Origin of the sequence: Kordiimonas sp. SCSIO 12610, from assembly GCF_024398015.1 — a bacterium.
Taxonomy (GTDB): domain Bacteria; phylum Pseudomonadota; class Alphaproteobacteria; order Sphingomonadales; family Kordiimonadaceae; genus CANLMI01.
This window is the reverse complement of record NZ_CP073747.1, coordinates 945,312-968,532: the sequence shown is the minus strand read 5'-3', so window position 1 is coordinate 968,532 and position 23,221 is coordinate 945,312. Positions and strand designations below refer to the sequence as shown.

24 protein-coding genes are annotated in these 23,221 nt (G+C 48.1%); 11 read left to right on the top strand and 13 right to left on the bottom strand.

What is annotated here, in order from left to right:
• Positions 1-18: 18 nt before the first annotated feature.
• Complete coding sequence (locus KFF44_RS04460; protein ID WP_255937666.1) at positions 19-1,437, bottom strand: DUF1376 domain-containing protein; 1,419 nt, start codon at positions 1,435-1,437, stop codon at positions 19-21.
• Positions 1,438-1,749: 312 nt separating this feature from the next.
• Between KFF44_RS04460 and KFF44_RS04455 the strand changes: the two genes are divergently transcribed.
• A complete protein-coding gene (locus tag KFF44_RS04455) occupies positions 1,750-2,553 on the top strand; it encodes a helix-turn-helix transcriptional regulator (protein WP_255937665.1) in 804 nt (267 codons plus the stop codon).
• Positions 2,554-2,982: 429 nt separating this feature from the next.
• Here KFF44_RS04455 and KFF44_RS04450 read toward each other — a convergent pair whose 3' ends face one another.
• A complete protein-coding gene (locus tag KFF44_RS04450) occupies positions 2,983-3,261 on the bottom strand; it encodes a hypothetical protein (protein ID WP_255937663.1) in 279 nt (92 codons plus the stop codon).
• Between the two features lie 30 nt (positions 3,262-3,291).
• Between KFF44_RS04450 and KFF44_RS04445 the strand changes: the two genes are divergently transcribed.
• Entirely contained in the window at positions 3,292-4,020 is a 729-nt protein-coding gene (locus KFF44_RS04445; protein WP_255937661.1) for a hypothetical protein, read from the top strand.
• 126 nt (positions 4,021-4,146) lie between these two features.
• Here the strand turns inward: KFF44_RS04445 and KFF44_RS04440 are convergent, their stop codons facing one another.
• From KFF44_RS04440 to KFF44_RS04425, 4 genes are all read right to left on the bottom strand, one after another.
• Positions 4,147-4,518, bottom strand: coding sequence for a hypothetical protein (locus KFF44_RS04440; RefSeq protein WP_255937659.1), 372 nt, complete (start codon positions 4,516-4,518; stop codon positions 4,147-4,149).
• 230 nt (positions 4,519-4,748) lie between these two features.
• A complete protein-coding gene (locus tag KFF44_RS04435) occupies positions 4,749-5,696 on the bottom strand; it encodes a transporter substrate-binding domain-containing protein (protein ID WP_255937658.1) in 948 nt (315 codons plus the stop codon).
• Positions 5,697-5,996: 300 nt separating this feature from the next.
• The gene (locus tag KFF44_RS04430) at positions 5,997-6,485 is read right to left on the bottom strand and encodes a PAS domain-containing protein (protein ID WP_255937657.1); all 489 of its coding nucleotides are present in this window, start codon (positions 6,483-6,485) and stop codon (positions 5,997-5,999) included.
• Between the two features lie 78 nt (positions 6,486-6,563).
• A complete protein-coding gene (locus KFF44_RS04425; RefSeq protein WP_255937656.1) occupies positions 6,564-7,052 on the bottom strand; it encodes a PAS domain-containing protein in 489 nt (162 codons plus the stop codon).
• A gap of 378 nt (positions 7,053-7,430) precedes the next feature.
• Between KFF44_RS04425 and KFF44_RS04420 the strand changes: the two genes are divergently transcribed.
• Positions 7,431-8,576, top strand: coding sequence for a polysaccharide pyruvyl transferase family protein (locus tag KFF44_RS04420; protein ID WP_255937655.1), 1,146 nt, complete (start codon positions 7,431-7,433; stop codon positions 8,574-8,576).
• Here the strand turns inward: KFF44_RS04420 and KFF44_RS04415 are convergent.
• Entirely contained in the window at positions 8,559-9,128 is a 570-nt protein-coding gene (locus tag KFF44_RS04415; RefSeq protein ID WP_255937653.1) for a TetR/AcrR family transcriptional regulator, read from the bottom strand. The two genes, KFF44_RS04420 and KFF44_RS04415, sit on opposite strands and share 18 nt — an antisense overlap.
• A 176-nt stretch (positions 9,129-9,304) precedes the next feature.
• Here KFF44_RS04415 and KFF44_RS04410 point away from each other — a divergent pair, with 176 nt between their 5' ends.
• Positions 9,305-9,769 carry a nuclear transport factor 2 family protein gene (locus KFF44_RS04410; protein ID WP_255937651.1) on the top strand — a complete coding sequence of 155 codons (465 nt, stop codon included), beginning with the start codon at positions 9,305-9,307 and terminating at the stop codon, positions 9,767-9,769.
• A gap of 110 nt (positions 9,770-9,879) precedes the next feature.
• Here the strand turns inward: KFF44_RS04410 and KFF44_RS04405 are convergent, their stop codons facing one another.
• The 4 genes from KFF44_RS04405 to KFF44_RS04390 form a co-directional block, all read right to left on the bottom strand.
• Complete coding sequence (locus tag KFF44_RS04405) at positions 9,880-10,548, bottom strand: PA14 domain-containing protein (RefSeq protein WP_255937649.1); 669 nt, start codon at positions 10,546-10,548, stop codon at positions 9,880-9,882.
• Positions 10,549-10,968: 420 nt separating this feature from the next.
• Entirely contained in the window at positions 10,969-11,424 is a 456-nt protein-coding gene (locus tag KFF44_RS04400) for a hypothetical protein (protein ID WP_255937647.1), read from the bottom strand.
• A gap of 119 nt (positions 11,425-11,543) precedes the next feature.
• Positions 11,544-12,179: a hypothetical protein gene (locus KFF44_RS04395; protein ID WP_255937646.1), complete on the bottom strand. Its 636-nt coding sequence runs from the start codon at positions 12,177-12,179 to the stop codon at positions 11,544-11,546.
• Positions 12,163-12,699 carry a hypothetical protein gene (locus KFF44_RS04390; protein ID WP_255937645.1) on the bottom strand — a complete coding sequence of 179 codons (537 nt, stop codon included), beginning with the start codon at positions 12,697-12,699 and terminating at the stop codon, positions 12,163-12,165. Before KFF44_RS04390 ends, KFF44_RS04395 begins: the two co-directional genes overlap by 17 nt.
• A 237-nt stretch (positions 12,700-12,936) precedes the next feature.
• On the opposite strand from KFF44_RS04390, the gene KFF44_RS04385 reads away from it, so the two are divergent.
• Positions 12,937-13,539 carry a thiol-disulfide oxidoreductase DCC family protein gene (locus KFF44_RS04385; protein ID WP_255937644.1) on the top strand — a complete coding sequence of 201 codons (603 nt, stop codon included), beginning with the start codon at positions 12,937-12,939 and terminating at the stop codon, positions 13,537-13,539.
• 103 nt (positions 13,540-13,642) lie between these two features.
• Entirely contained in the window at positions 13,643-16,438 is a 2,796-nt protein-coding gene (locus KFF44_RS04380; protein WP_255937643.1) for a P-loop NTPase fold protein, read from the top strand.
• Between the two features lie 55 nt (positions 16,439-16,493).
• Here KFF44_RS04380 and KFF44_RS04375 read toward each other — a convergent pair whose 3' ends face one another.
• On the bottom strand, positions 16,494-17,738 hold the full coding sequence (locus tag KFF44_RS04375; RefSeq protein WP_255937642.1) for a dicarboxylate/amino acid:cation symporter: 1,245 nt from the start codon (positions 17,736-17,738) through the stop codon (positions 16,494-16,496).
• A 485-nt stretch (positions 17,739-18,223) separates the two neighbouring features.
• On the opposite strand from KFF44_RS04375, the gene KFF44_RS04370 reads away from it, so the two are divergent.
• From KFF44_RS04370 to KFF44_RS04355, 4 genes are all read left to right on the top strand, one after another.
• Positions 18,224-18,730 carry a redoxin family protein gene (locus KFF44_RS04370; protein WP_255937641.1) on the top strand — a complete coding sequence of 169 codons (507 nt, stop codon included), beginning with the start codon at positions 18,224-18,226 and terminating at the stop codon, positions 18,728-18,730.
• A 115-nt stretch (positions 18,731-18,845) separates the two neighbouring features.
• The gene (locus KFF44_RS04365) at positions 18,846-19,739 is read left to right on the top strand and encodes a transporter substrate-binding domain-containing protein (protein ID WP_255937640.1); all 894 of its coding nucleotides are present in this window, start codon (positions 18,846-18,848) and stop codon (positions 19,737-19,739) included.
• Between the two features lie 335 nt (positions 19,740-20,074).
• On the top strand, positions 20,075-20,929 hold the full coding sequence (locus tag KFF44_RS04360; RefSeq protein ID WP_255937638.1) for a transporter substrate-binding domain-containing protein: 855 nt from the start codon (positions 20,075-20,077) through the stop codon (positions 20,927-20,929).
• A 107-nt stretch (positions 20,930-21,036) separates the two neighbouring features.
• Positions 21,037-21,633, top strand: a complete 597-nt coding sequence (locus KFF44_RS04355; RefSeq protein WP_255937636.1) for a hypothetical protein — start codon at positions 21,037-21,039, stop codon at positions 21,631-21,633.
• Positions 21,634-21,760: 127 nt separating this feature from the next.
• Here the strand turns inward: KFF44_RS04355 and KFF44_RS04350 are convergent, their stop codons facing one another.
• A complete protein-coding gene (locus KFF44_RS04350) occupies positions 21,761-22,279 on the bottom strand; it encodes a hypothetical protein (RefSeq protein WP_255937635.1) in 519 nt (172 codons plus the stop codon).
• Positions 22,280-22,368: 89 nt separating this feature from the next.
• Here KFF44_RS04350 and KFF44_RS04345 point away from each other — a divergent pair, with 89 nt between their 5' ends.
• Entirely contained in the window at positions 22,369-23,118 is a 750-nt protein-coding gene (locus KFF44_RS04345) for an alpha/beta fold hydrolase (RefSeq protein ID WP_255937634.1), read from the top strand.
• Positions 23,119-23,221 lie beyond the last annotated feature (103 nt).

Genomic DNA, 23,221 nt, shown 5'->3' with positions numbered 1-23,221 from the left:
TCTTGAATCAGTCTGGTTTTATTCTGGTTTTTCTTTTCGCTTGTGCTCTGGTTTGGCTTCACTGGGGACATGAATGGGGGCATCACTGGACTGATCAGCAGCGTGGCGGCCGAGCCAATGCCAGCGTCTGCCATATTCGCGGTAAATCGCATCGGGGATGATAGGGTTGTTCGCGCGCTTTGGGTCTGGCCCCAGGTCGCATTCGCGGAAGGTTGGGTGCCAGTGGCTGATGAACCAGTTTTTCGATAGATAATCACCGCGAAACCGACTGTTCGCATCACCGAGGAACGCCCGCCAATCCTCTAGCGAGTTCGCGTCAAACGGTTGCTTTTCCGATTGCGGAATGGACGCTGTTTTTGTGGATGTGCTTGTGGTTTTAGAGGTGCCTACCCCATTGCCTGCTGCAGTGCCGAGGCGTGTGGCCCTGGCCTCGAAAACCGCATCGCTATAATAACCAAGGTGGCTCGGCGCACGGCCAAGCTTTCCCCGTTGGCGCGCGCTTAAGCGCCGCAGCGTGGGCAGAATATCCTTTTCAAGGTCGGCACCACCGTCGAGCCAACTGGCAACGAGCGTTTCATTGACCCGATCTACCGAAAGGCCAGCGGCAGCAGCGACCACCGGCAGCCAATCGGGGCGGTTGATCGTTGGGGACGCATTTTCAGGTGCAGATGTTTTCTGAGAAGGTGTTTCGGGTGCAGATGTTTCTGATAATAGAGTTTCTGGCGCAACGCTTTCTCGTATAAGCCCGATTGGCGCGCCCTCATCGGGTACAGGCGCACTGCCCCCATCCCTATCCTGCCCTTCGATATCACGCTTCCCAGTATCTATCCCCGCAGTATCAGGCCCCATTACATCGCTTTGCAATGCAGCGCGCGCGGATTCAGCCTCTTGTTTTAATTTGGTTCTGGTTTTGGTTGGCGGCATTTGGCTATCCGCTTCGCTGCCCTGCTGCCCCGTGATTTGTCGATCGGTTTGTCGATTGGTTTGGTGGTCGCTTTGCTCAAGTTTTGCTTGCGGCGAACGATGGGCGTTTACCCGCGCTCCCTTTTGATTTTTCAAAGGGTTAGCTGAAACATCCATACCTGAGGTTTCGGTATTTTTTCGTGCGGTTGCGCGCCCGCCCTTCGCGCCGTTGATGCGGTTTTTCGCGACCCGTTTTTCAACATCGCTGTAGGTTTTCACGAGGCGCTTTTGAACCCAGCGACCGTCCTCAACCGTGAAAAACGCCTGCATTGTCGGCCTGAGTTTGCGCCATTTGGCGGCACTTGTACGGGTGATCCGCGCCAGCATTTTGTTATCGTCCGGCAGATAACACCCGCGGGTCCGCCACGCCGTCATCAGCAACAGAAGATACGCCCCATGCTCCTCGGTCGACAGATGGATCGTGTCTGCGAGATACGCATCGGTAAAAAACGGCAAGGCTGGAAATTCCGCCAAAATTGTCTCCCTCTTATATAGTGGCCTTGTTTAGTGACCATGTTTAATGGCCGCGTTTAATGGTGCGGGATAGGCTCATAGCGTCGCCTTTTGTCAGCGCCCAAAGCACCAGCGTGAGGCGAGTTTGAAAGCACCGTCGCGCCGCCCCCCAAGACGCTAGTTGCGACCCCGCCCCAAAAGCGCAGATAAAACGCAGGTCGCGGCAGCAAAAAGCAGCGATTGGTCATATATTTACGTATTTCGTAATTTATTGCAATATAAATTTACGATTTTCGTCATTTACATTTGTTACGGAATTCGTAATATAGATCTATGCCTACGCAAGAATGGATCCGTGACCTTTTAAAAACCAAAGGTCATAAACTGAAGGATATTGCCGAGACGCTGGATATTTCCGCGCCGCGCGTAACCGATATTCTGAAAGGGGCGCGGGAGGTTCAATCCGATGAAATCCTGAAGCTTGCGAACCTTCTTGGCCTTTCTGCGACATCGCTTCTCGAGAGCCTGAGCGCGGGGGAGCTGATTGATAATGGCCCGCTTGATAACGTTTCAATTGATAACGTTTCAGCCGCCGAGCCAGCGCGTATTGCGATCGAGGGCACCCTGATGGGGGACGGCCGAATTTTGCCGCTACTCGACACTGCAACCATCCGGTCGGTTGCGCCGCCCCCGGACGCAGACACGACCGAGGGCCTCACGGCCTATATAATGGGCGATGATGTGCTGGAGAACGAGATCAAGCAAGGCAGTATCATTATCGCGGCTGACCCCAGAAAGCATTTCTATCCAATGGTGCCAGGGGCAATTTTCCTGATTAATCAAAATAACAGCGACGGCACAAAACGCCTGTTGCCGCGCCAATACCATAAAACCGAAACAGGGGAAGATTGGTTAATCCCGCTGCCGAAAACGCCAAACCCCGCCTTTGCGAGCCTACGTTTTGAAATAAGCGTAGCACCGACACCGTCCTTCATCGGTCATCAGGCATCAAATCCACAGCCAGCTGCCAATAGCGGCATGCAAGACCAGATCGCTGGCCTGCACGTGTCGCCCGTATACACCGATGACATTTTTGCGGCTGTTCTTTGGGTACATCTGCGGTACATGCCGTCATAAGGCCAGCCTTAAACACCTTTCGTGACTGCATAGTTTCAATAGTCTCAATTTGATTTAATCGGTCTAACCGCTCGCGAAAGTCGCCTTCCGCCTTATTTGGCGACGCATTCTGAAAAGACGCTTTAAAAGTAATTTCAGAGCTATCAAGCGATGCCAGTATATGTTTGTAGGAAATACCTTTATTCATGACGCCCCAAGCCGTTTTTCATATACTGAACACCTCAAAACTCTGCTGATTCCGCCGAAGACGCACAACAAACAACCGCCTTATGGGCAAAGCAATCGCATTACAGTGTGCAGAACGATGATCAGGCATCACATCATGCGCATAAATGCATCACAAAATTCACCAGATAGTTGTGTATCTATTATTTTGATTGAACTTTGGCAATTTCATGACCAACCGCCGGAAGAACAAAAATATCAATGCTAGCGTTTAGCCAAAATATTATTTTCGATTTTCGTAATTTTTAGTATTGACCAATATTTACGTTTTCCGTAATATTTACACACATCGTTACCACAGGCAAACAAGCGTGGGGCCATGAAAAGGACCCAACGTTTAAATCCCTGAAGGCCCACCTTTTGATGGGCTTCACGGTCATCACAGTCACCACTGGATGGTTTGCTCGATTTAGCGACAGTAATCCCACCGTCCGCGCGCAATAGCCGGACACGGGCGGCGCAGTTCGCGCCAAAATGGGCCACTGGCCCACAATTTGTGGAGGCAAGCACGCTATGGCAACAGATAAGGACCGGAATACAAACCCTCCCCTTCCCTCCCCGTATTCTGTTCAGTCTGCCCTATGCCGCACGACCCGCCGCCTGCGTGCGGCCAGTGTCAGGCGTATCTGGCGCCAGTCAAAGGCGCTTGCCTCCACTTTTTCAACGAAAGAGATCGAGATCATGCAGGCGGCATGGTTTCTGGACCGCTTTGGCCCTGAATTGAGTGCCTCTGAAACAGATAGCAGGCCCCCAAATTCTGGCTTTGCGCGCAATCGCTTTGTCCGCAACATCCTCTGGCTGATTGAGGTACGCGAGGGATATTTAGCGCGACACAACACCAACGCCGTCATCCGGGTAAACGCGGCCATATGGCATAATATTATGGCCTTGAAGTTCGCAATCAAAAGGCTGCCACATTCTAGAGATTGGCGAAATTGGCACCAAAGCCAGCATGCTTTGCTTCAAACACAGAATGTTGCCACGCAAAAGCCATCGCCTGTAGCAACAAACAAAACCGAACAGCACAACAGCGAACCATGCTCAAACGCATCCGTTCAAAACACACTATCTCCGTGCCAATTACCCCGAGAGCAAGGACACTATGATGCCCCCCATAATCAAACTTCGCAATTGGTGGCGACGCCTTCGTCCCACCGCAAAACTGGATATCGCAGGCAGCTTTATTCTGGTCGCCTTGATGAGCCTTTATGCCGCGAACCTGCTTTAGACCTGCGTGTATAGAAAAGCCTTTGGTCATAAGAAAACCCTGTGCTTCAAGGAAATCGAAACACAGGGTTTGGTGTTTGCATCAGATCAAATCAGAACGATCAAACCTGAGACATTGCGTATCAGATTGCAGGATCAGTCCTAAGCTTCCTTCAGCGCCTTCCATTCGGCTTTATGGCGCTTTTTCATCGCTTCTTTTTCCGCATTCATTTCGGCCTTAGCTCGGTCTTTGTCTGCGTCAGACATGCTTTCCCAGTTTGCCTTGACCTCTTTGTGGGCTTTTTTCATCGCATCCCACTCAGCCTTATGGCGTTCCTTCAGGGCCAAAGCCTCTGCTGAGAGGCCTTTCTTGGCTTTGACAGCATCCTGTTTTGCTTTTAGCGCTTTTTCAACCTTCTCTGGCTTTTGCACTTTATCGTCCATAAGAGGTGCCGCCTGAGCCGCACCCGTTAGGGCCATCGCACCCATAAAGGTTGCAGCCATCATCGTTGTTTTCAAAATTGTCGTTTTCATCGAGTTACTCCCTTTTGTTTAACTCTGTGTTCACTCCGTGGTTGGCCTCACATGATGAAAACTACATGATTATCATTTAGAATAAAAATTCAATTTTATTCAATTAGTTAAAATATATTTGCCATTAAATTGCCTTAAAGCGCGCAAATTTTTGCTTAAATTCCCCTAGGCACTTGATCCGACACGGTTTTTAAACACTGAAAAAAAGGCAGCAGCGAAGGCTATGTCGCTTATTCGCCCGAAGGTAGAAAATCCTCAGCCCGAAGGCCGACATTTTCATAGAATTTTGTCAGGTTTCCTTCTGTGAACTGATGCATATATGCATCATTCAGGCGCTTGATAAAGGCTTCGTTTTCGGGTGTTCGATAGCAAACAACCCCGATTCCGCCAGAGAAAAATTCGCTTTCCGGATCAAAGGCCGGCAGGGGTGCCTTCAGGTAATCAAACACAAAGGCCGCGTCCGGCATGGTCGCAACAATATAATCAGCCCGTCCTAATACCAGCAATCGGGCTTTATCAAGCTCGTCACTGGCAGGAAGGAATGTGGCGCCAGAGCCCTCCATCGCGTTCGCGATCGCGGACCCCCTGGCATGAACCACCGTGCGACCGGTTAGGTCAAGGGTTGGGCGGTAAACAGGGCGCCCTTCGCCCGCCAGAATGAACACCCTCGCCATAACAAAGGGGACGCTCTCGATAAAATCATCAATATTGTCGATTTCCTTGCCTGTTTTCAGCACGCTCCGCGTTGAAGGATATAGGCATCCTTTACCGCCGTTCAGGAAGGTTGCTTTGGCGCGCAAATACGGCATTGGCATATAGCTCGGCTGCGGCGCCATTTCAGCCATGACGGTTTTGATAATATCATTATAAAACCCCGTACCATCGAGCGCGAGCGTTAACCCCCAGGAATTGCCGTAAATTACCGGATATGAAACATCCGTGGTCTTTGCAGCCACACGCTGAACATCCTGGCCCTGAGTTGCTTCATTCTGAGGCGCTTTATCCTGAGAGGCCTCATTATGCTCAGCCAAACCTTGCCGGTCTTGGGAGCGCGCATCCAGTTCGATTTTGTGCGCCTGCACCGACGCTGTGAGCATCATCCCCACAATCCCCATAGTCGCAGCCGCGGATAGGCGAACCCACGGCCTTATTTGCGCTATTGTACGAGGAACAGTCATGCACTACTCTTTAATTCGGTGTTCACATCTAAATCATAAACAGCGGGGCCTTTAGCCCGCGGATCATTTAACCATTGGGCCATTTAACCCAAGAGCGATCAACATAGGTACCATCAACACAGGCAGCACCGTCAAACGAGATTTTCAGGCTTATAGTCGACCCGCAATCGAAAACACAATACCATTTACTGCGTATCTGTTGCAACCACGCGATTTTTGGGACTTTGTCTGTGATAAATGGGCCATACAGCGCAAAATCAGGGGGCATGGCACCAGCAATAGTGAGAAGATTGAGCGCGCTTACAGCCCCTTTAGCGTAAATCCGGTTTCAGCAACGATTATAAATAGCTGGTCATTTTGCCGCCCATCGCTTGAGACCGGAAAAACACCGCGTTGAACCCGAATAAACTCGCGGCCCTGAACAGGAACCAGCATATCATAAAATCTGGGCTTCCCGCTTTCGAGGCACCCGGCTAAGTCATCAACCATAGAGTCGGCCAGATCAGGGCGTATGCTCGTCCGAACATTGTCGCCTGTAAGTTCTCTACCAACCAGTTCAGTAAAGCCAGTACCGCACAACCGAAAGAAAAATTCAGGCCCATGCTCGGTTTGTTCATATTTCAAAATCACAACCCACGGCAATATATTCAGGCAGCGCGCAGGGTTGAACGCAGCGCGTGGGAAAAGGCCGTCTTCATTTTTATTGGCCTGCCAAAACTCACCAAAATGCTTGACCGGATGACCAGATGAAATCTGCTCAAACGTCAGTATTTTTAAGTGTTCAGACAAATCGATTTCAGACGAATTTACGATAACGACCCCTTTCCTAGCCTTGTAGACTGTCAGTTAGATACGAAAACATTCCGCTTAAATCTCTGCAATGCGGCAATCATGCTGTGCGATAACCACAAAAAACTGGTCAATCACGCTTCCGTCGGTCGATACTGGAAAAACACCGCGCTGAACCTTAATAAAATCGCGCCCTTCCACCGGCAATTCGGTCTGCGAATATTGGGGTGTGCGTGACTTGAGGCAATCAAGCAATTCCTGCTTCATGCTTTTCGCGGCTTTTGGGTCCACCACATTTTCAAGATACTGCCCGGTAAATTCACGCCCCGCGAGCTCCGTGAAACCAGTACCACACAAACGATAAAGAAACTCGGGCTCTGTATCAGAGGCATGATGCTCAAGGATTACAATCCAGGGCAATATCGCATGGCAGGTAGCTGGCTTAAAGAAAGACCGCTTGAAAACACCCTGATCATCAAGATTATCATGCCAGAATGCATTGAAGCGGCGCACAGGGTGTCGTTCATCAATATCTTCAACAGATAATATGGACAGCGCTCTTTGCATGACGAGAGGTTTTCACCTTATATTTAACAACTATAGAATACTAACCGTTAGCATAAACCGAACATTAGTAAACATATGATTTCTTATGCGTATCTTTACTTGTGTTTATTCAATCAAAAGCTGATTTACTTTGCACTACAGCAATAAAGACCCTGTTTGATTTATAAACCTATAAACTTGATTTTCAAAATTAAACTTTAGATTACTTTAACCTATATCCCCACCAAGGAAGGCTGGTGACGAAAGCCTGCCTGTTTTATCAATCTTGTCAAAAGCCGGGCCAGCCGCTTTTATGCCGCGGTGGACCAGTTTCTGGCTAGGCAAGTCTGTTAAAAAGGCTTAGAGAACAATCAACAATCGCAACAAAAGGGAAAGGCCATGCGAATATTGTTTATCGGGGCTCATTGGTTTCTGGATGAACTTCCAAATCAAAACTTTCCCTTTAAGCGCGGCATGCAGCTGGCGGGCTCCAACACAGGGAATTTATTCATCGGCGAAGCGACCCGTTTTCACCTCAGGCGATTACTCCCGGATATTGAGAAAATCAGGTACCTCACCAAAGGGGAAATCGAAAATGAAGACTATATAACGGCCGAGTGGGCAAATACGCGGTTTGACTGTATCGTTATGGCAGCGGCCAATATGATCAACGAAGCGATGGAATTGACCATAGAAGCAGACTTTATCGAAAAAACAAACTTACCCTTCATGATTTTGGGGATCGGCGCGCAGGCGGCAGACCGCACGTCCACGGTAAACGCATCCTCCAGCATCAAAAAGCTGCTTCATATCGCTGCCGAGCGATCCCATGCGATCGGTGTTCGCGGTGAATATACCGCAAGCGTCGTCGAAAGCTTTGGCATCAAAAATATAGAGGTCATGGGATGCCCCAGCATGTATATGAATATCAATTCTGACCACAAGGTCACGGTACCCGCCGCGCGGGACATCAAGCAGGCTGCGATTTTCACCAAACGGGATGATCTTGGCTATGAAGCGCACAAAAAACTGGTTCAGCTTCAGGCCAAACAGGTTCGCCACGCGCTCGACAATGGGTTCAACTATATCATTCAAACAAATTATGCTGAAGCCTGGCTTGCCTTTCACGGCGAAGTCAAGGATAGCCATATCAAGAATATCAGCGCTGCCTTTCGCTACAAAACAGACGAGATTGAGGCCTTCACCGAGAAATTGATGACGCACCTGCGGATTTTCTTTCATTACCGGAAATGGAAAGACTATCTAAAAGGCGTCGATTTTACCTACGGTGCCCGCTTCCACGGCAATATGATGTCGGTTATGAATAACGTGCCTGGGGTTTGCGTTTGCCACGACAGCCGCACCCTTGAGCTTTGTGAATTTATGGACCTACCGCACATTAATATCGCGGATTATGATCCTGATGATTTTTCATTTGAGGCGATCGTAGATACCGCTGATTATTCAGAATTTAACAAAAATTATAAAGCCAAATGCGATCGCTTTGACGGCTTCATGCGCAAACAGCTAGCGGCCTTCCTCTAACCGCTCGAGTATATATTTTGCTGCCGCTTTGGCGTCGCCCGCGGCATTTTCACTGCCCTGCAACTGCGCCGTTACGATCGCCCCCTCCTTCAAAAGCAATATTTGCCGCGCCACCTGATCAGGGGCCTGAAGGCCCGTCCGCGCCGCAAGGGCCTCAAAATGTAAATGGAGCAGGCGCTTGTGCTCTGCCGCCTGTTTGTGGATAGGATGATCCGGCCTTTGATATTCAGACGATGCCTTGATGAACAGGCACCCTTTGAAATCATCCTTTTGGAACCATTCATCAAGTGCATCAAAAACCGCCAAAAGCTGACCTTTGGCAGTATCCGCCAACTCTTCCATTCGCCGGAACAGCCAATTGCGAAACTTTTCATCCCGCAAGCGCAGCACTGCCAAAATAAGGTCTTCCTTGGTTCGGAAATGATTATAGATGGATGTTTTCGATATCCCGCTCTCAATAACGATCATATCCATGCCCGTGGCGTGAAAGCCATTATTATAAAAGGAAATCAGGGCCTTTTCGACCAATTCATCGCGCTTTGAGGCTCGCATACTCTATCCAAAACATACCGATCAGTTCATAAGTTCAGTCCTTAATACATTAAAATACAATCATTTTACCAGAATAATGTTGAAAATATCGTGATATTTATCATTTAAACTGTACTGATCGGTACATATTGATATATCACTATATTTGAACGCGAAACAGATGACAGGAGCCCCCTATGGCCAGACCCCCACTCCCTCCCTTTACCGAAGAAACCGCGCGCGAGAAGGTTCGCCTTGCCGAGGATGGCTGGAATGGCCGCGATCCCGCCAAGGTCGCCCTTGCCTACAGCGAAGACACCAAATGGCGTAATCGTTCCCACTTTGTTAGCAACCGTGAGGAAGCACAGGATTTCCTGACCGGCAAATGGGAAAAGGAAAAGGAATACCGCCTGATCAAGGAACTGTTTGCGTTCAGGGGTAACCGCATCGCAGTTCGCTATGCCTATGAATGGCATGATGATGCAGGAAACTGGTTCCGATCATATGGGAACGAAAACTGGGTGTTTGATGACGACGGCCTGATGAAAGAGCGCTATGCCAGCATTAATGACCTTCCAATCAGCGAAGACGAGCGGAAATTCCACTGGCCGCAGGGCCGCCGACCGGATGATCATCCCGGTCTTTCGGACCTTGGGCTATAAACAAACCGACCCATAGGAAAAAAGCCCAAAAGAACGCCAAGAAAAAAGCCAGAGCAATTTGCTCTGGCCTATCAGTTTAGGGGGAGGGAATTTTGAAGAGTTCTACCACCTTATGAGAGGTGATAAGCCATGCGGTTACGGCGCTTGTGCACCAGGCCAACAATCGCGAAACCAAGGATCATCATCAACCATGTCGCTGGCTCTGGAATGGCTGCTGTCACAAGCGAGAAGGCGCTATTGTTGCGCACACCAGCACCAGATGCGATCGACACTTCAAACACAGCCGCACCGCCATTTTCAAAGAAAAGACCAGACAGGTCATTCAAACCAGCATTCAGGAACACAGTTCCAAATGATGTTCTAGGCGCAGTCAGGCGCGGGAAATCAATAACATTATAGCCATTGATCGCAAGGCGCGTACCATCATCGTGGCGTACACGGAATGTATATTCACCGTCTTCGTCCACACGGAACTGGCCGTTTGCTTCCAGAATAAAGGTAGTTCTAAGGCCGCCCGGGAACGGGTTGTTCACACCAAAGAAACCACCAGTACCACGGGTTCCATCCGTGAAATCCAAGACAGCATACTCTTCACTAAAGGTTGGTGTTGTATCCAGAACGCTTGTAACAAAACCACTGTCCAGATTACTCAGGCGCTGGTTCACATCAAAGGCGTCTACTGTAAAGGTCGCAGAGGCTGAAGCGGAGGTGGAAGCCCACGCCAGCAGAACAAGACACCCTAGCCCTGCCCCTGCTAAACTCATAAAAAACTTTCGCATCTTTCAGTCCGATCTCTATATGGTTTTAGCGCTTCGCACTAAATTATACTGCGCGAAACGCCCTCATCTTCTCGAGTTAAGAAGGTTATAAACCCATCCGACTTAAGACATTCAAAACAGGTCGTTAAAATTATATTCATATTGTAATTAGATGAATTCAGGATGGGTACCAGGAGGATGCGAGGAACGCATTTAAGGAAGGCACAGATAATGCGAATGGGCGGCCACTATTGCCAAAAGACAAGATAGCCAAAAGGCCGGATAGCAAAGAGACAGGGCAGCCAAGAGGCAAGATAACCAAAAAACTAAAACCAAAAAGGCGCATGTGAACCCATTCACCAGCGCCTTTGAGTATTAAGGAGTTTCGATGCTCGCTATAGCGTTTCAGCTATACCAAAGCCCTCAGATTTGCGTTTTGCTCTATGCTTTTCTGGCGCTTAGGAACGTCATGATGCCGCCCACGAGCACAAGCACCATCCCAATCAGGAAGGCATAGCCGCCCCATTCAAAATCGAACACATTGCTGAAAAGCTGCTCGGTTACTTTCTGCAAGGGATCAGAAACCGCATCGGTGATTTTACCAAGCAAACCCCCATCATCATCGCTGCCACCACCCATGTTTTTCAGGATCGGCCACAGCATAACAATCCATGCGCCAATTGCCGGAAACAGTGCAAATTTCCGCATATTCACGGCCGCCAGCACCGCCGCCGCGATCGCAAGCAGGATTAATAAATACACCTCAGGGTCCGCCGCATCAGCGTAAGATACATTCTGAAGCCCCGCAATATTCAGCATCGGTGAAAACGCGCCAACCGTAGTTAAAATCGCGCCAATGATTAAGATAAGATCAGCCTTACCAAGCTCTAGTTTCATGAAAATTCCCCATCCTTATTCCCCCACGATCATTCGTGAAATCCAAGCATGCGCGATCATTGGGGCAAGAGTCTAGGAGATTTTTGGATATAACAAGTCTGAAACTCGTACAATTACTCTTAACGCAATAGGCTCGGACAATAGGGTTCTACAACAACTTTTTCTTGTGGCTTTGGTGGGTCTGGCTTTGTCACCAACTCTATATTGTCATTCAAACACGGCGTAATCTCTTTTGCACGCCATCCATAATCGGTATCGTGTGGTATGCAAATATCCGGGTCGATTTCAAGCTCTGTAAATTCTATTTTCTCAAGCTCAGACAGGTATAGTTTCCCGTCAAACAATGATCTTCTGACAAAGCCCTGAAAATACACAAGGCCACCCTCGCATGTGGAAAGGTCAATATCATCATCGAAAACCAGTTTTTGATAAATGATAGACGGATCATCCGGCGCAACCGACTTCATCGCGGCATAAGGGTCATAGTGAGAAAACTGACTGGTAATAATCGTGTCCCCCGCTTGCTTGCTAACCGTGCCATAATAACCGTACCTGAACCCGCAGCTTTCAGGCCATAAGACCAGCATTTCAGTATTGGGCGTTGTATTTTCCTGAAAGGCAGCAGGCCCGGTCACAATATTATTCTGAAACCGCGCATAGCAGAGGTGATCAATTTCAATCCAAGCAACTGGCAACCCAAGCGTCAAAATACCGAGGAAAAAAGCAATAATATATTTTTTATTCGGGAGCTTCATGCTTCACCCCCTCTTTGCCCGGCTTATAAACAGGTTCATACATTTTATAGGGCCAATAGCCCCTAACCTGCACCGGGTTTGCGCTCCATGTTCGCTCATGTGTCCACCAAATATTATTAGTCAGATAAAAGCATTTTTTTTCAATCCCCTCCCCGATTTCAGAACCATTCAAACTGACAAGTTTTTCGACGTAGATTTCACTAGAGAATAAAGAGCGACGGATTAACCCGCCGAACGATACAACCTTGCCAACACAGGCCGATAAATCGATTGGGTCTTCGAAAGTAATTTCGCCAAATTCAGTCTTTAGAAAATAATCTTGGTCGCGTTTCAATATTGTACCTTCATACGAACCATAGGCTCCACAAAGCACCTTACACGATTCCTTTGGGTCATCATAAACACTCGAAGGGTCTGCGATAAACCGCGCACCACACAGATTATATATGACATATAGCACACAATAGGCCATCAAAAGCCCTAGAAAATACGAACCGATATATTTTGCGATTGTCTTCAAACATGCCCCCAATGTTTTACTGATACTTCTAATATAGCGCAAAACAGCCGTTTTTCAACTCTGGCTTTAATTCTACTGGCACGCAGTACGCTTGCACCCATTCACCGCTGAGCGCGTTCTGTTGATAATGTCGATTATAATTCCAACAACAACAACAATAGTGATCAGTATCGCCGTTCCTTACGTAGGGAATGTATGCCTTTCATGCATGCAAATAACCGGCCCTTAAAGAAACATATGAATTCCGACCCTGACCAAAACCGCGTATGTGCGCCCAACACCCCAAACCAAGCTGAGGACGGCCCCGCTGTGACACTATCAACGCCCACAAAAGCCGCCATAGAAACCCTCATAGAAGCTCCCATAGAAACATCCACGCCCACGGTGTTTTTCAACAGCGAATGCCCGATCTGCAACGCGGAAATTTGCCATTATGAGCGTCTGAGCCAGGCGGCAGATATAAGGGATATAAGCAGCACAAGCGGTACAGCGAAGGCAAACAATGGCGGCGACATAGGCGATGGCGGAAACACGTTCACGCCCACCGCCATCCGATTTCAGCCCATTGCGGATAACCCCGATATTCTGCGGGAATACGGCCTCAGCCGCGCGGATATTGAGCGTCGGCTTTACGGCCTTGATGCGAACGGCAGGCTAATCAGCGGGATTGATGCGTTTATTATGATCTGGGGCACGGTTCCCCGCTATCGCTGGCTCGCGCACACGATGGCCCTGCCCCCCTTTCGCTATATTGGCGCACTCATCTACGACCATATCGCCGTTCCGTTCCTTGGCTCGTTGAACGCACGCAGGAAAAGGAAGGCAATGAAAAGTCTTTAACTGCTTCTACCTACTCTATCTCCATGATCCGCATCACAGATTCTTTCCTTCATATTTAGTATAGTCGTGATGAGGGAATGCTATGCAATACGGGAGAGCGGTGATGGCAGTAGAGAGAAAATCTAAAACAGCGACAAAGAAAACAGTACAGACTAAGAAAAAAGCTTCACAAACTGCTACCAAGCGTGCACGCAGATCAGAAACTGAAGCAAGCACAAAGACAGTAACACCACAGAAAAAAGAGTCTCAACACGAAAGCCTTCAGAGCCAAACTGATACCCTACCCAACCTCAATATTATTATTACTGACCGTACAAATGCTAGGGCGAATAACTATTGCTCCGTTGCTCTTATTGACCTGCAAACTATAGATGCGATTGAATCAGACAATCATATCATCAATAACTTAGGCATCACCAAATACGACATTACACATGAGAGTCTTAAAACCCCGCTGAGCGGTGATGACGCCTTATTGATAGAAGATACATTCATTCTATCAGAGGCATCTATTCACAGCCCGCCTATAGATAGAATTCTTGGCACAATTTCGATCATGCAAAGTGGCAATGACCCGAGCATACCTACATGCATTGATGACTATACATATTGGCCCGACCCGCGCTCAAATCGTGAGTACGGACACGATGCAAAACAATCATTCGAGAGTTTCATATATTCACTTCTCGAGTTTAAGTTTGCATATGACATCGAGCTTCATATCCACACCCAACCTTATACCAATCAAGACTCCGTAGAAAAGCTCATTACCTATATTCAGGAACGTGAGTGGCCAAATTTCAATACTATTAATATTGATGATCAAACCCACAATAAAACCCGCACAAACCTTGAAAGCGATCAGCCTTCGATAGAAGATCATTTGGGATTTCAGCAACTTGCGAACTCGCTTGGGGCGTTCCTTAAAAACAAAAGCACGAGCTTACCGCTTACGGTCGCAGTAGACGGCCCGTGGGGCAGCGGGAAATCATCATTGATGCTGATGTTACGCGAAGCCATAGACCCTCAATATGATAGTAAGGAAGATAGCAAATCCTTCGGTTTTTGGCTGCAAGTATGGCGCAGTATCCTTTTATTTTATCTGACGACTGAATGGATTTGGGTCGGGTTATTTGCTGTTACATCCTTTCTCATAACCAGAGGAGTTTATAGCGCCGAAGCATTTGGGTTAGACCTCGGCTTTCAATACCAGTTTCAATTTAACATCTTATGGGGACTGTATGGTATTCTGGGTACAACAACAACTCTATCGATTTTACACCATGCGGCCTTGTTAGAAAATCGTCGCAGGATCAAAAAAAACAGTACGCGCACCTTTTCCAGCGTGTTTGTTAACGCCTGGCGACATGGGCACGGCACCCGATTGAAAGCCGCCATCATGAAACGCATCATCGATCAGTTAATCGAAGCCCACGGCCTTAGATTTTTCCTGAACCTTCAATTATCGCGCTTTAATAAATTAGCCCTACTGAACGCCCTGTTTATGGGAGCAATAAAACATAATATTACACTTTTTATCATGCTATGCACAAGCGTTTGGTTAGTACTTGATGCCACGAAAGGCACGGAGCTCAATATCACCAATTTATCTGAAACCATCACAGCGCTTATACTTCCCGCTGTTCCCCTGCTCGCGAAACTTTTAGATAAGGGCCGTTCGGTCGACGTGAAGAATTTTATCACGAGCCCAAATTATGACGAACTCGCAGGGCCAGATGACGAGATTGAAGCCGACTTTGAACGCATAATGGCAGCCCTACAACGGGAAAATCTATCGCTCGCCATTTTTATTGATGATTTGGATCGCTGCGCCCCACAAACCGTGCACGAGGTAGTTGAGGCCCTGAATGTCTTTTTTGGCAAATACAATACCAATTGCTTGTTTGTCCTGGGGATGCATAAGGAAATGGTCGCCACAGCCCTTGAAGTTGCTTATGAGAAAATGGCGGCGAAACTGGATGATAATCCGCTACTTACAGAGCAAACTCCTTACGGCCATCGATTTCTCGAAAAAATTGTACAATTTTCTGTGCAGGTGCCAAACCCAACAGAGGAAAGTACCAATACTTACATTGAGGTGCTAACAACAGGTTCATCTATGAGTGAAGCAAGGCAACTTTTAAAAGAACGTAAACATTATCAAGTTTATAATCGCCTAACCGCCAAGTCAAGTATCCTCAAAGACTGGATACCTCTCACCTTTACCCTGATTAGGCTCGGCCCCTTAAGTAACTACCTGATTGAACAAATCATGAAAATTCTCAACATACCTGATCCACGTATATGGATAAGGGTGGAAAACAAAATTAGAGCCCGCAAGCAACAAGATGCAAATTTCGCTGCCGCCATCGAGCTGATAGAAACTGAAGATAACCAAGAAACAAAACGCCTCGACGCCGCTGCCAATTTTAACGAAGGCGACGCTAGCATACAGGAAATTTTCAGCGATGTTCGCCATGCACTAAAGAGCAATCCACGGCAATATAAACGCTTTTTCAACCTGTTTCGCTTCCGGCAATTTATCGCCGATAATGACGAGGCTTTAAGCGATATAATCAAGAAGAAAAATGATGCAATCCTGTCGGTGATCGAACTTGAATATCGTGCCGTCTACCAATTCGCGCTTCTGGATACACATGATAGTCATGAAAATAGCGAGCAGCGCCGCACTGAAGTCATTTTGGGGCGCATAGAAAGTGCCATGGCAAGCGCCTCGGCCTACACGCCACAATACAAGGAGGCTGAGGATAAAAATGGCAACATTATTATGGACCAACGAGTTCTTATCCCCAAAACCTTTGAAGATGAAGTAAAAGACACGCTCGCGACCGATGCGAAACTCAGGGAACTGATGTGGATGGTAGAATTTAGCGGATAGAAAAAGGCAGGGTTTGATCCCTGCCTTCATGAATAAACGCTATGGTTTTAAAAGTCTACTCCACAGGCTGTGCCTTGAAGGTTTCTTCGTCCAGTTCACCCTCCCATTTAGCTACGGCGGAGGAAACAGAAAGATCACCAGTGATGTTCACAACAGTCCGCAGCATATCAAGCGGGCGGTCAAACGCGAACAGGAAGCCAACAATCAGCGCTGTATTATCCGGTGTAATGCCAATTGGCTCCAGAACAGCGGCGAGCAAGAACAAGGAAGCAGACGGGATACCTGCGGTTCCGATGGACACGAGCGTGGTTGAGAAGGCGATCAACAGATAATCCGCGAACGACAGGTCAATACCGAACACCTGCGCCGAAAAGATCGCGGCAATCCCCACATAAATCGCCGTGCCGTCCATATTGATGGTGGAGCCAAGCGGTAGCACGCTGCCAGCGATTGTTGGTTTGATGCCCAGATTATGTTCCGCAACCGAAATTGTTACCGGCAATGTTGCACTTGAGGACGAGGTTGAAAAGGCAACCATCTGCGCGTCCAAAATGCCCTTAAAGAAGCGAACAGGAGGTAATTTCAGTAGGAAAGAAATGATCGCGCCGTGCACGAGGAAGATTTGCAGCAGAACCGCAATCACGAACGACAGTGCAAACGGAACTACGCCCAACAGTGCCGCCACACCCTGTGTGCCCGTAACCTTCGCGATAAGGGCGAAAACACCAAAGGGTGCAAATTCCATAACAATGCCCGTAACCTTAATGATCACTTCGGCGCCGCTATCGAATACATTCGCCATTGGCTTGCCCTTTTCACCCGCAAGCAAAATCCCGATACCAAACAATAGCGAGAAGAAAATCACCGCCAGCACGTTTGCATCCGCGAACGCCTGAATTGGATTTTCCGGGATAATTCCGCGCAGAATATCCGCGAGGCTTTTGGCGTCTGATGTTTCCTTTGGTGTAGCGCCAGAAATATCAACGCCCACACCCGGTGAAATAATTGTCGCGACAATCAAACCGATGGTGATCGCCACCGCCGTTGTCCCGATATACATGGATAGGGTTCGAATACCAATAGAGCCAAGCTTTTTGGGGTCACCCATCGCGATAACACCTGAAATCAGCGTCAGGAAGATCAAGGGAACAATAACCATACGGATCAATCGCAGGAATATTTCCCCGATCAGCGAAATGCTTTCCGCGCCTTTGCCCCACAGGCTTCCAACAATGATCCCGAGAACCAGGGCACCGAGGACCCGCTTCCATAATGCAATTTCAAACCAACGTTTGAGCATACCAAAAAACTCCCTTATTTCAGGCGTATAAGAGCGCATATTCAGCAATATGAACGCGCCTGCCTTCCCCATTGAACCAGTGACTATAGAGTTTGTCCCGAAGATAGGGAACCCCAAAATGTTTTTCTGCGCTATAGCCTTTGTCTATGGAACGGGCATTAATGGCATTTTATTTTATATGAAATGCTACGGCTTATTTAGAGGGTATATTGACGACAGAATGCCTGAAACCGAGCACTCTCGTGTGTATTGGGCCAGTATAATCCAGAGGGCGGAAACCCGACAACCCCACAAAACACAGCGCCCTAACCATCTGGTATCACAGAAGTTTTAACACCGATATCTGAATATCTGTTTCAAAGGGAAATCATTTATGCGATGAGACACACCAGCGGCCGCGCTATAGGAACAGGGCCCAGAAATAGACATGAAGCAGGCTTGAAGCAGATACCAGTAAGCAAGCACCAGCAAGCAGGACAAAAAGAATGAGCGATAAATACAAACTTGCAAAACCCCTGATCACGAGCGAATGGATCAACACCGATCAGCCACTATCGTTTGAGGATTTTCGCGGGCGGGTTACGCTCTTGACGATTTTTCAGTTCCTGTGCCCAAGCTGTATGTCGCACGCAGTACCGCAGGCCAAGCGGGTGCGCGAATTATTTGCGGAAGCGGACGTGGCGGTGATCGGCCTTCATACTGTTTTCAAACAACATGATCAGCAGACCCCCGCTGACGTGAAGCGCATGATGCGCGAACATGATATCCGCTTTCCAGTTGCAATCGACAAACAGGATGCGGGCGAGCGCTTGGGTGAAACCTTCCAGTCTTATGAGCTTCGCGGGACGCCGACCCAAATCCTGTTGGACCGGGATGGTAATTTGCGCAAAAACAAGTTTGGTTTCGACAGCGATCTTCAAGTGGGGGCGGAAATTATGTCGCTTCTGCGGGACCGCGAAACTGGCCTGAAATACACCCAGACTGGCGATTAACTAAGACAAGATCACAGATAATTACACCATAATGTGCATTTACTTGATCCAATACTTACTTTAGCTAGTAAACTATACAATTTTTGGTTCATCAAATGCGGATTGGGGGCATCTTGTGATCTGGGATAAAATCATATCATCAATCTTGGTTTCACTGTTCGTCAGCGGACTAGCGTTTGCGGAAACCAAATCTGACAGCGCATACAGCAGCCAGCAACGTCAAAACAACTTACAAGGCCCAAGCGGCGAGCAGCCGTTTCCTGTACCCAATGACGCTCCCAGGCCCAAAACACCAGAGGACACAATCATTATCGCGGGCACGATGATCCCTGATCTGTTTCACCCTGTTAAACGAGGGCCCTATAACGCGATTTATGATCAGGTCATCGAGGGAATAAGCGAAGAAACCGGCCTAAAGATCACATTACACACGTTGCCAGTTAAGCGGGCACGCCGCACTTTCACCAGCCAAAACAGCGATTGTTACTTCTTATCGACGAAAGAATACCCCGGCCCTCTGGCTGAAGCGCCAGACGCCACATCACTTATTCATTCAATCACCTTTCACGAAAGCCATATGAAGGTTTTCACGCCAGACGGAACACCACCGCCCGCAAACACAATCGGCCTCAAGGGTTTGGTCGTCGCCGCCGATCAAGGAACCGGGCAAGGGGATAATCTTCTGCGGGCGCTCCCGGAAGGCGTTAATGTGGAATATACAACATCGCTTGAGCAATCGATCGACATGTTATCGTCAGACAGGGTTGATGCGGTGGTGGCTTATGACCTTGATATGATACTGTTTGAAATGCACAACCCGTCCCACAAATCCCTGATCACTGACGATGATTTTATTCTGTATACAAGCGAAGATTCGATCAGTTGCTGGAACACGGCGAAAAACCGGAAATTCCTGAAGGCTGTCAACGCCCATGTCAAAACCCTGATTGAAAAGGATCAGCTGGTTGACCCGGCGCATTATCTAAGCTCGGCGATCAAACACCGCTAATTTGCCTAAGGGCACCCGAAACCAAAGCCTACCGCCCAAATTCTGTCATATTTTTTTATATGATGCCCCGATTTCAGGGCGCATGTCAGGCATTTAAACGGCAAACAATAAAAAATTATATTTACTTTTTATTATCAACCTGAAAGTAAAGTGAAACAAAACATAATATAGATGCGTTTTTTGTGTTTCTATCAAGTTCTGGGGAGGCCTTGGCAGCATAAGCAAATTACGGATACTACAGGCAAAGTAACAGGGCACTAAAATTGTTACCAGGGAAGATAAATCTGCGATGGCTTCGCCGCGCATATATGATTGCTATCTACGGCGTCACAGCAGTGGGCGTAACCACGTATAGCGACGCAGCGCCGGCACACATATCAGCAAACACATCAGCACACATGGACGAAATTTCGCCCAAACACTATGCTGCCCCAACCAGTCAAATCAGCTTGATCAAGAAATTAAATCCTATTCATCAGAGCCAAGATCAGTCGCAAACTAACCTTGACGAAGAGATTAAGATCGCGGGCACCATGCTCCCTGATTTTTTCCACCCGGAGGAAAAGGGTGCTTACAATTATTTCTATGAAATGATCATGAAGGGCCTAACCGTTAAAACCGATCTGATTTATTTACCAGCCAAGCGCGCACAAAAATCATTTGCAGACCGCGATACAGACTGCTTTTTCATCGCGTCCAAAAAACCGGACGGTGCCAATAACCCAAACCCCGGCGAAGCTCGCGTCGTGCATTCAGACATAATCCATGATAGCGCCAAGAAAATTTACACGCTAAAAGGCCAACCTGTGTATAGAAGCACAGCCAACATTACCCGCAAAAAATTCGCGGCAGATCAGGGCGCTGGTAGCGACAGGCGCCTTTATGAGGCTTTTTCAAAACAAAATACCTTTTTGCGAACCGAAAGCATTGAACGTTCTATCGAGCTTTTACGGGCGGGCCGCGTCGATGCAATCATCGCCTATGAAATCGACATGGTCACCTACCTGCATCAGCATAAGGACGTTCAGGACATAGAGACCGATGATGATTTCGGTTTTCAAACTGCCGGAAGCAGTATCGCCTGCTGGGAAAGTCCGAAAACGACCCGGTTCCTCGATCAGGTTAATGGGAAATTGAAGACCCTGAAAACAAACGGCATGCTATCGCTTGATCAATATTTCAAAAACTGATCTATCCCGTTAAGGCCAGAGAATAAGAGCTAACACCCTATAGAATCTGGGATATTATGAATTTTCCACAATTTGTGTTATGATGCATCTTCACAAAGGGGGTTGCTTTGCTTGATCGATCACCAGATCTGAATACTCGCCTCACCACTTTTGGTGATTTTGAAATCCTGTCCGAAGGGCCAGCATTCGATAAATATACACGCGAAAACATCCTCTATACATATTGGCAAGATCACGGCGGGCCAGAGCAAACGATCACCCGCGCTGACATAAACCCTGCCAAGCTGACATCTGTTTTAAAACATATGGTGATTATGGATATCACGGCTGGGTGTTCACCCTATGCGCCCGCTATTCCCACCGCTGATAGCCAGCATGATTTCACAGCGACAGTGAAGCTGATCGGAACGTTCGTCGTGGATTTTTACGGCGAAATAACCGATAAAGACATCTATCAGATGGAACATACCAGCGCCGCCAACCGCATTTATCATATGACGGCCCTTGCCCTGGATACCAAAACACCACAGTTAAGCGTGGCATCCGGTTATACGGACCAGAAAGAGCATCTGAAGTCCTATGCGCTTTATCTTCCGCTTTTCGACGGCAAGAAGAGCGCCGGGCCAGAAGCATTGCCCAACAACCCAATCACCAAAATGCTGGTGTATGTGGATGTGGTTACCTTAAACGATCAGTCGATATAAGCGACCTTTCCCCGACACTTTCAAGCCGGACGAAATAGGCGATAACAAAGCATCACAGATCAACTGGCTTCTTTGGTCAACAGGCCTTTGAAATCACTAGATCATTGAAATCTCTGGATCATTGAAATCACAGGGCCTTTTTAAAGGATTGGGCCTTCTTTTCTTCTTTGGAGATATGCCGGATCGTCTTATCAACAAAGCGGGCAAAGCGCGGCGCATAATAGGGGCTGTTGTCATACCACCATTCCCGAACCCGTTCCCGCGACAGGGTTTGCCGCATACGAAACTCGGTCGACAACCATAATTCCTTTTCGTAAATCCCGTATTGGCGGTGGGTATGCAGCATTTCAAAATGCCGGAAACTGATGCTTAGAAAATTCGACAGGATCAACCGATCCGTTGATGATAATTCAGACAAGGGAATAAGGTCTGCGGTATCGTTTCGGCTTGCAAGCAACTCCGCGAGCTCCCGGTTTTCGACCACACGGCCCATATTATCAGAAAGCAACTGCACGCTGGACTGCGCCGCCCCCATCCTGAGCGCGTGGGTATTTTGCCGGATTTGAAACCCGATGAAGATAAAACTGATCACCACGGTGACAGAGGCAATAATATCAATGATGGTGGCAATTTCATCCAAACTCATGAAGCTTCCCCGTTTATTTAGCCTGTATTCTTTTGTACCGTACCAAGGAAAGCTACTGTAGGTAAATAGATCATTCCTCTGGACACGCTATGCAGACAAACACAAAAGGGCATAAAAAACCAACACTCCTCATGATTGCGGGTTTCGGCGATAACGTCAGCATGTTCGAAAATTTAACTAATACCCCACTCGCCGATGAATATAATCTGATTATGCTCGACCTGCCCGGCTTTGGCAGTCACAAACTCAGCAGTCACGAACTCAGCATACCGGCGCTTGAAGAAACATCTCTGATTTCACTCGCGGAATTTGTATCGGAACAAACTGAGCGATACGATGCCACAGCTATTTTGGCGCATTCGGTGGCTTCGGTTATTGCCTCGCTCGCCGCCAGCATGAGGGGCACCAATATCCACACGCTTTTGTCATTAGAGGGGAACCTGACCGCGGAAGACGCCTATTTCTCAGGTATGGCCGCCGATTACGATGATGCCGCCACCTTTTTTGATGCCTTTCAAAACAAGCTGGCGAAAATGGCGGAAACTGATCCGATCATCGCGCGCTACCGCGCTGAAGTCGCTCGGGCCGATGTCAATGCCCTGTGGGAACTCGGGTGTAACGCAAAGGCCTTCACGCACTATAACCACCCCGGCGAATTGTTGATGCAGGCCGCGCATGCGGTCTATATCTATAACCCTGATAACTGCGCCCCATCATCCCTTAGGTGGCTGCAAGCCTCCTCCATGGAACGCTATATCCTCGCTGGCGCGAGCCACTGGCCCAGCATCGACAGACCCAATGACCTCTCACAAATCATTTTAACAGCCCTTGATAGGTAACGGGCCACCTCACCTGATGCCTAAGGGACGATCATTCTATCACTTTGACAAAAAGGGGTTCTTTATCAAAACACGGACCCTTTAGCAAAACAGGGCCCTTTGA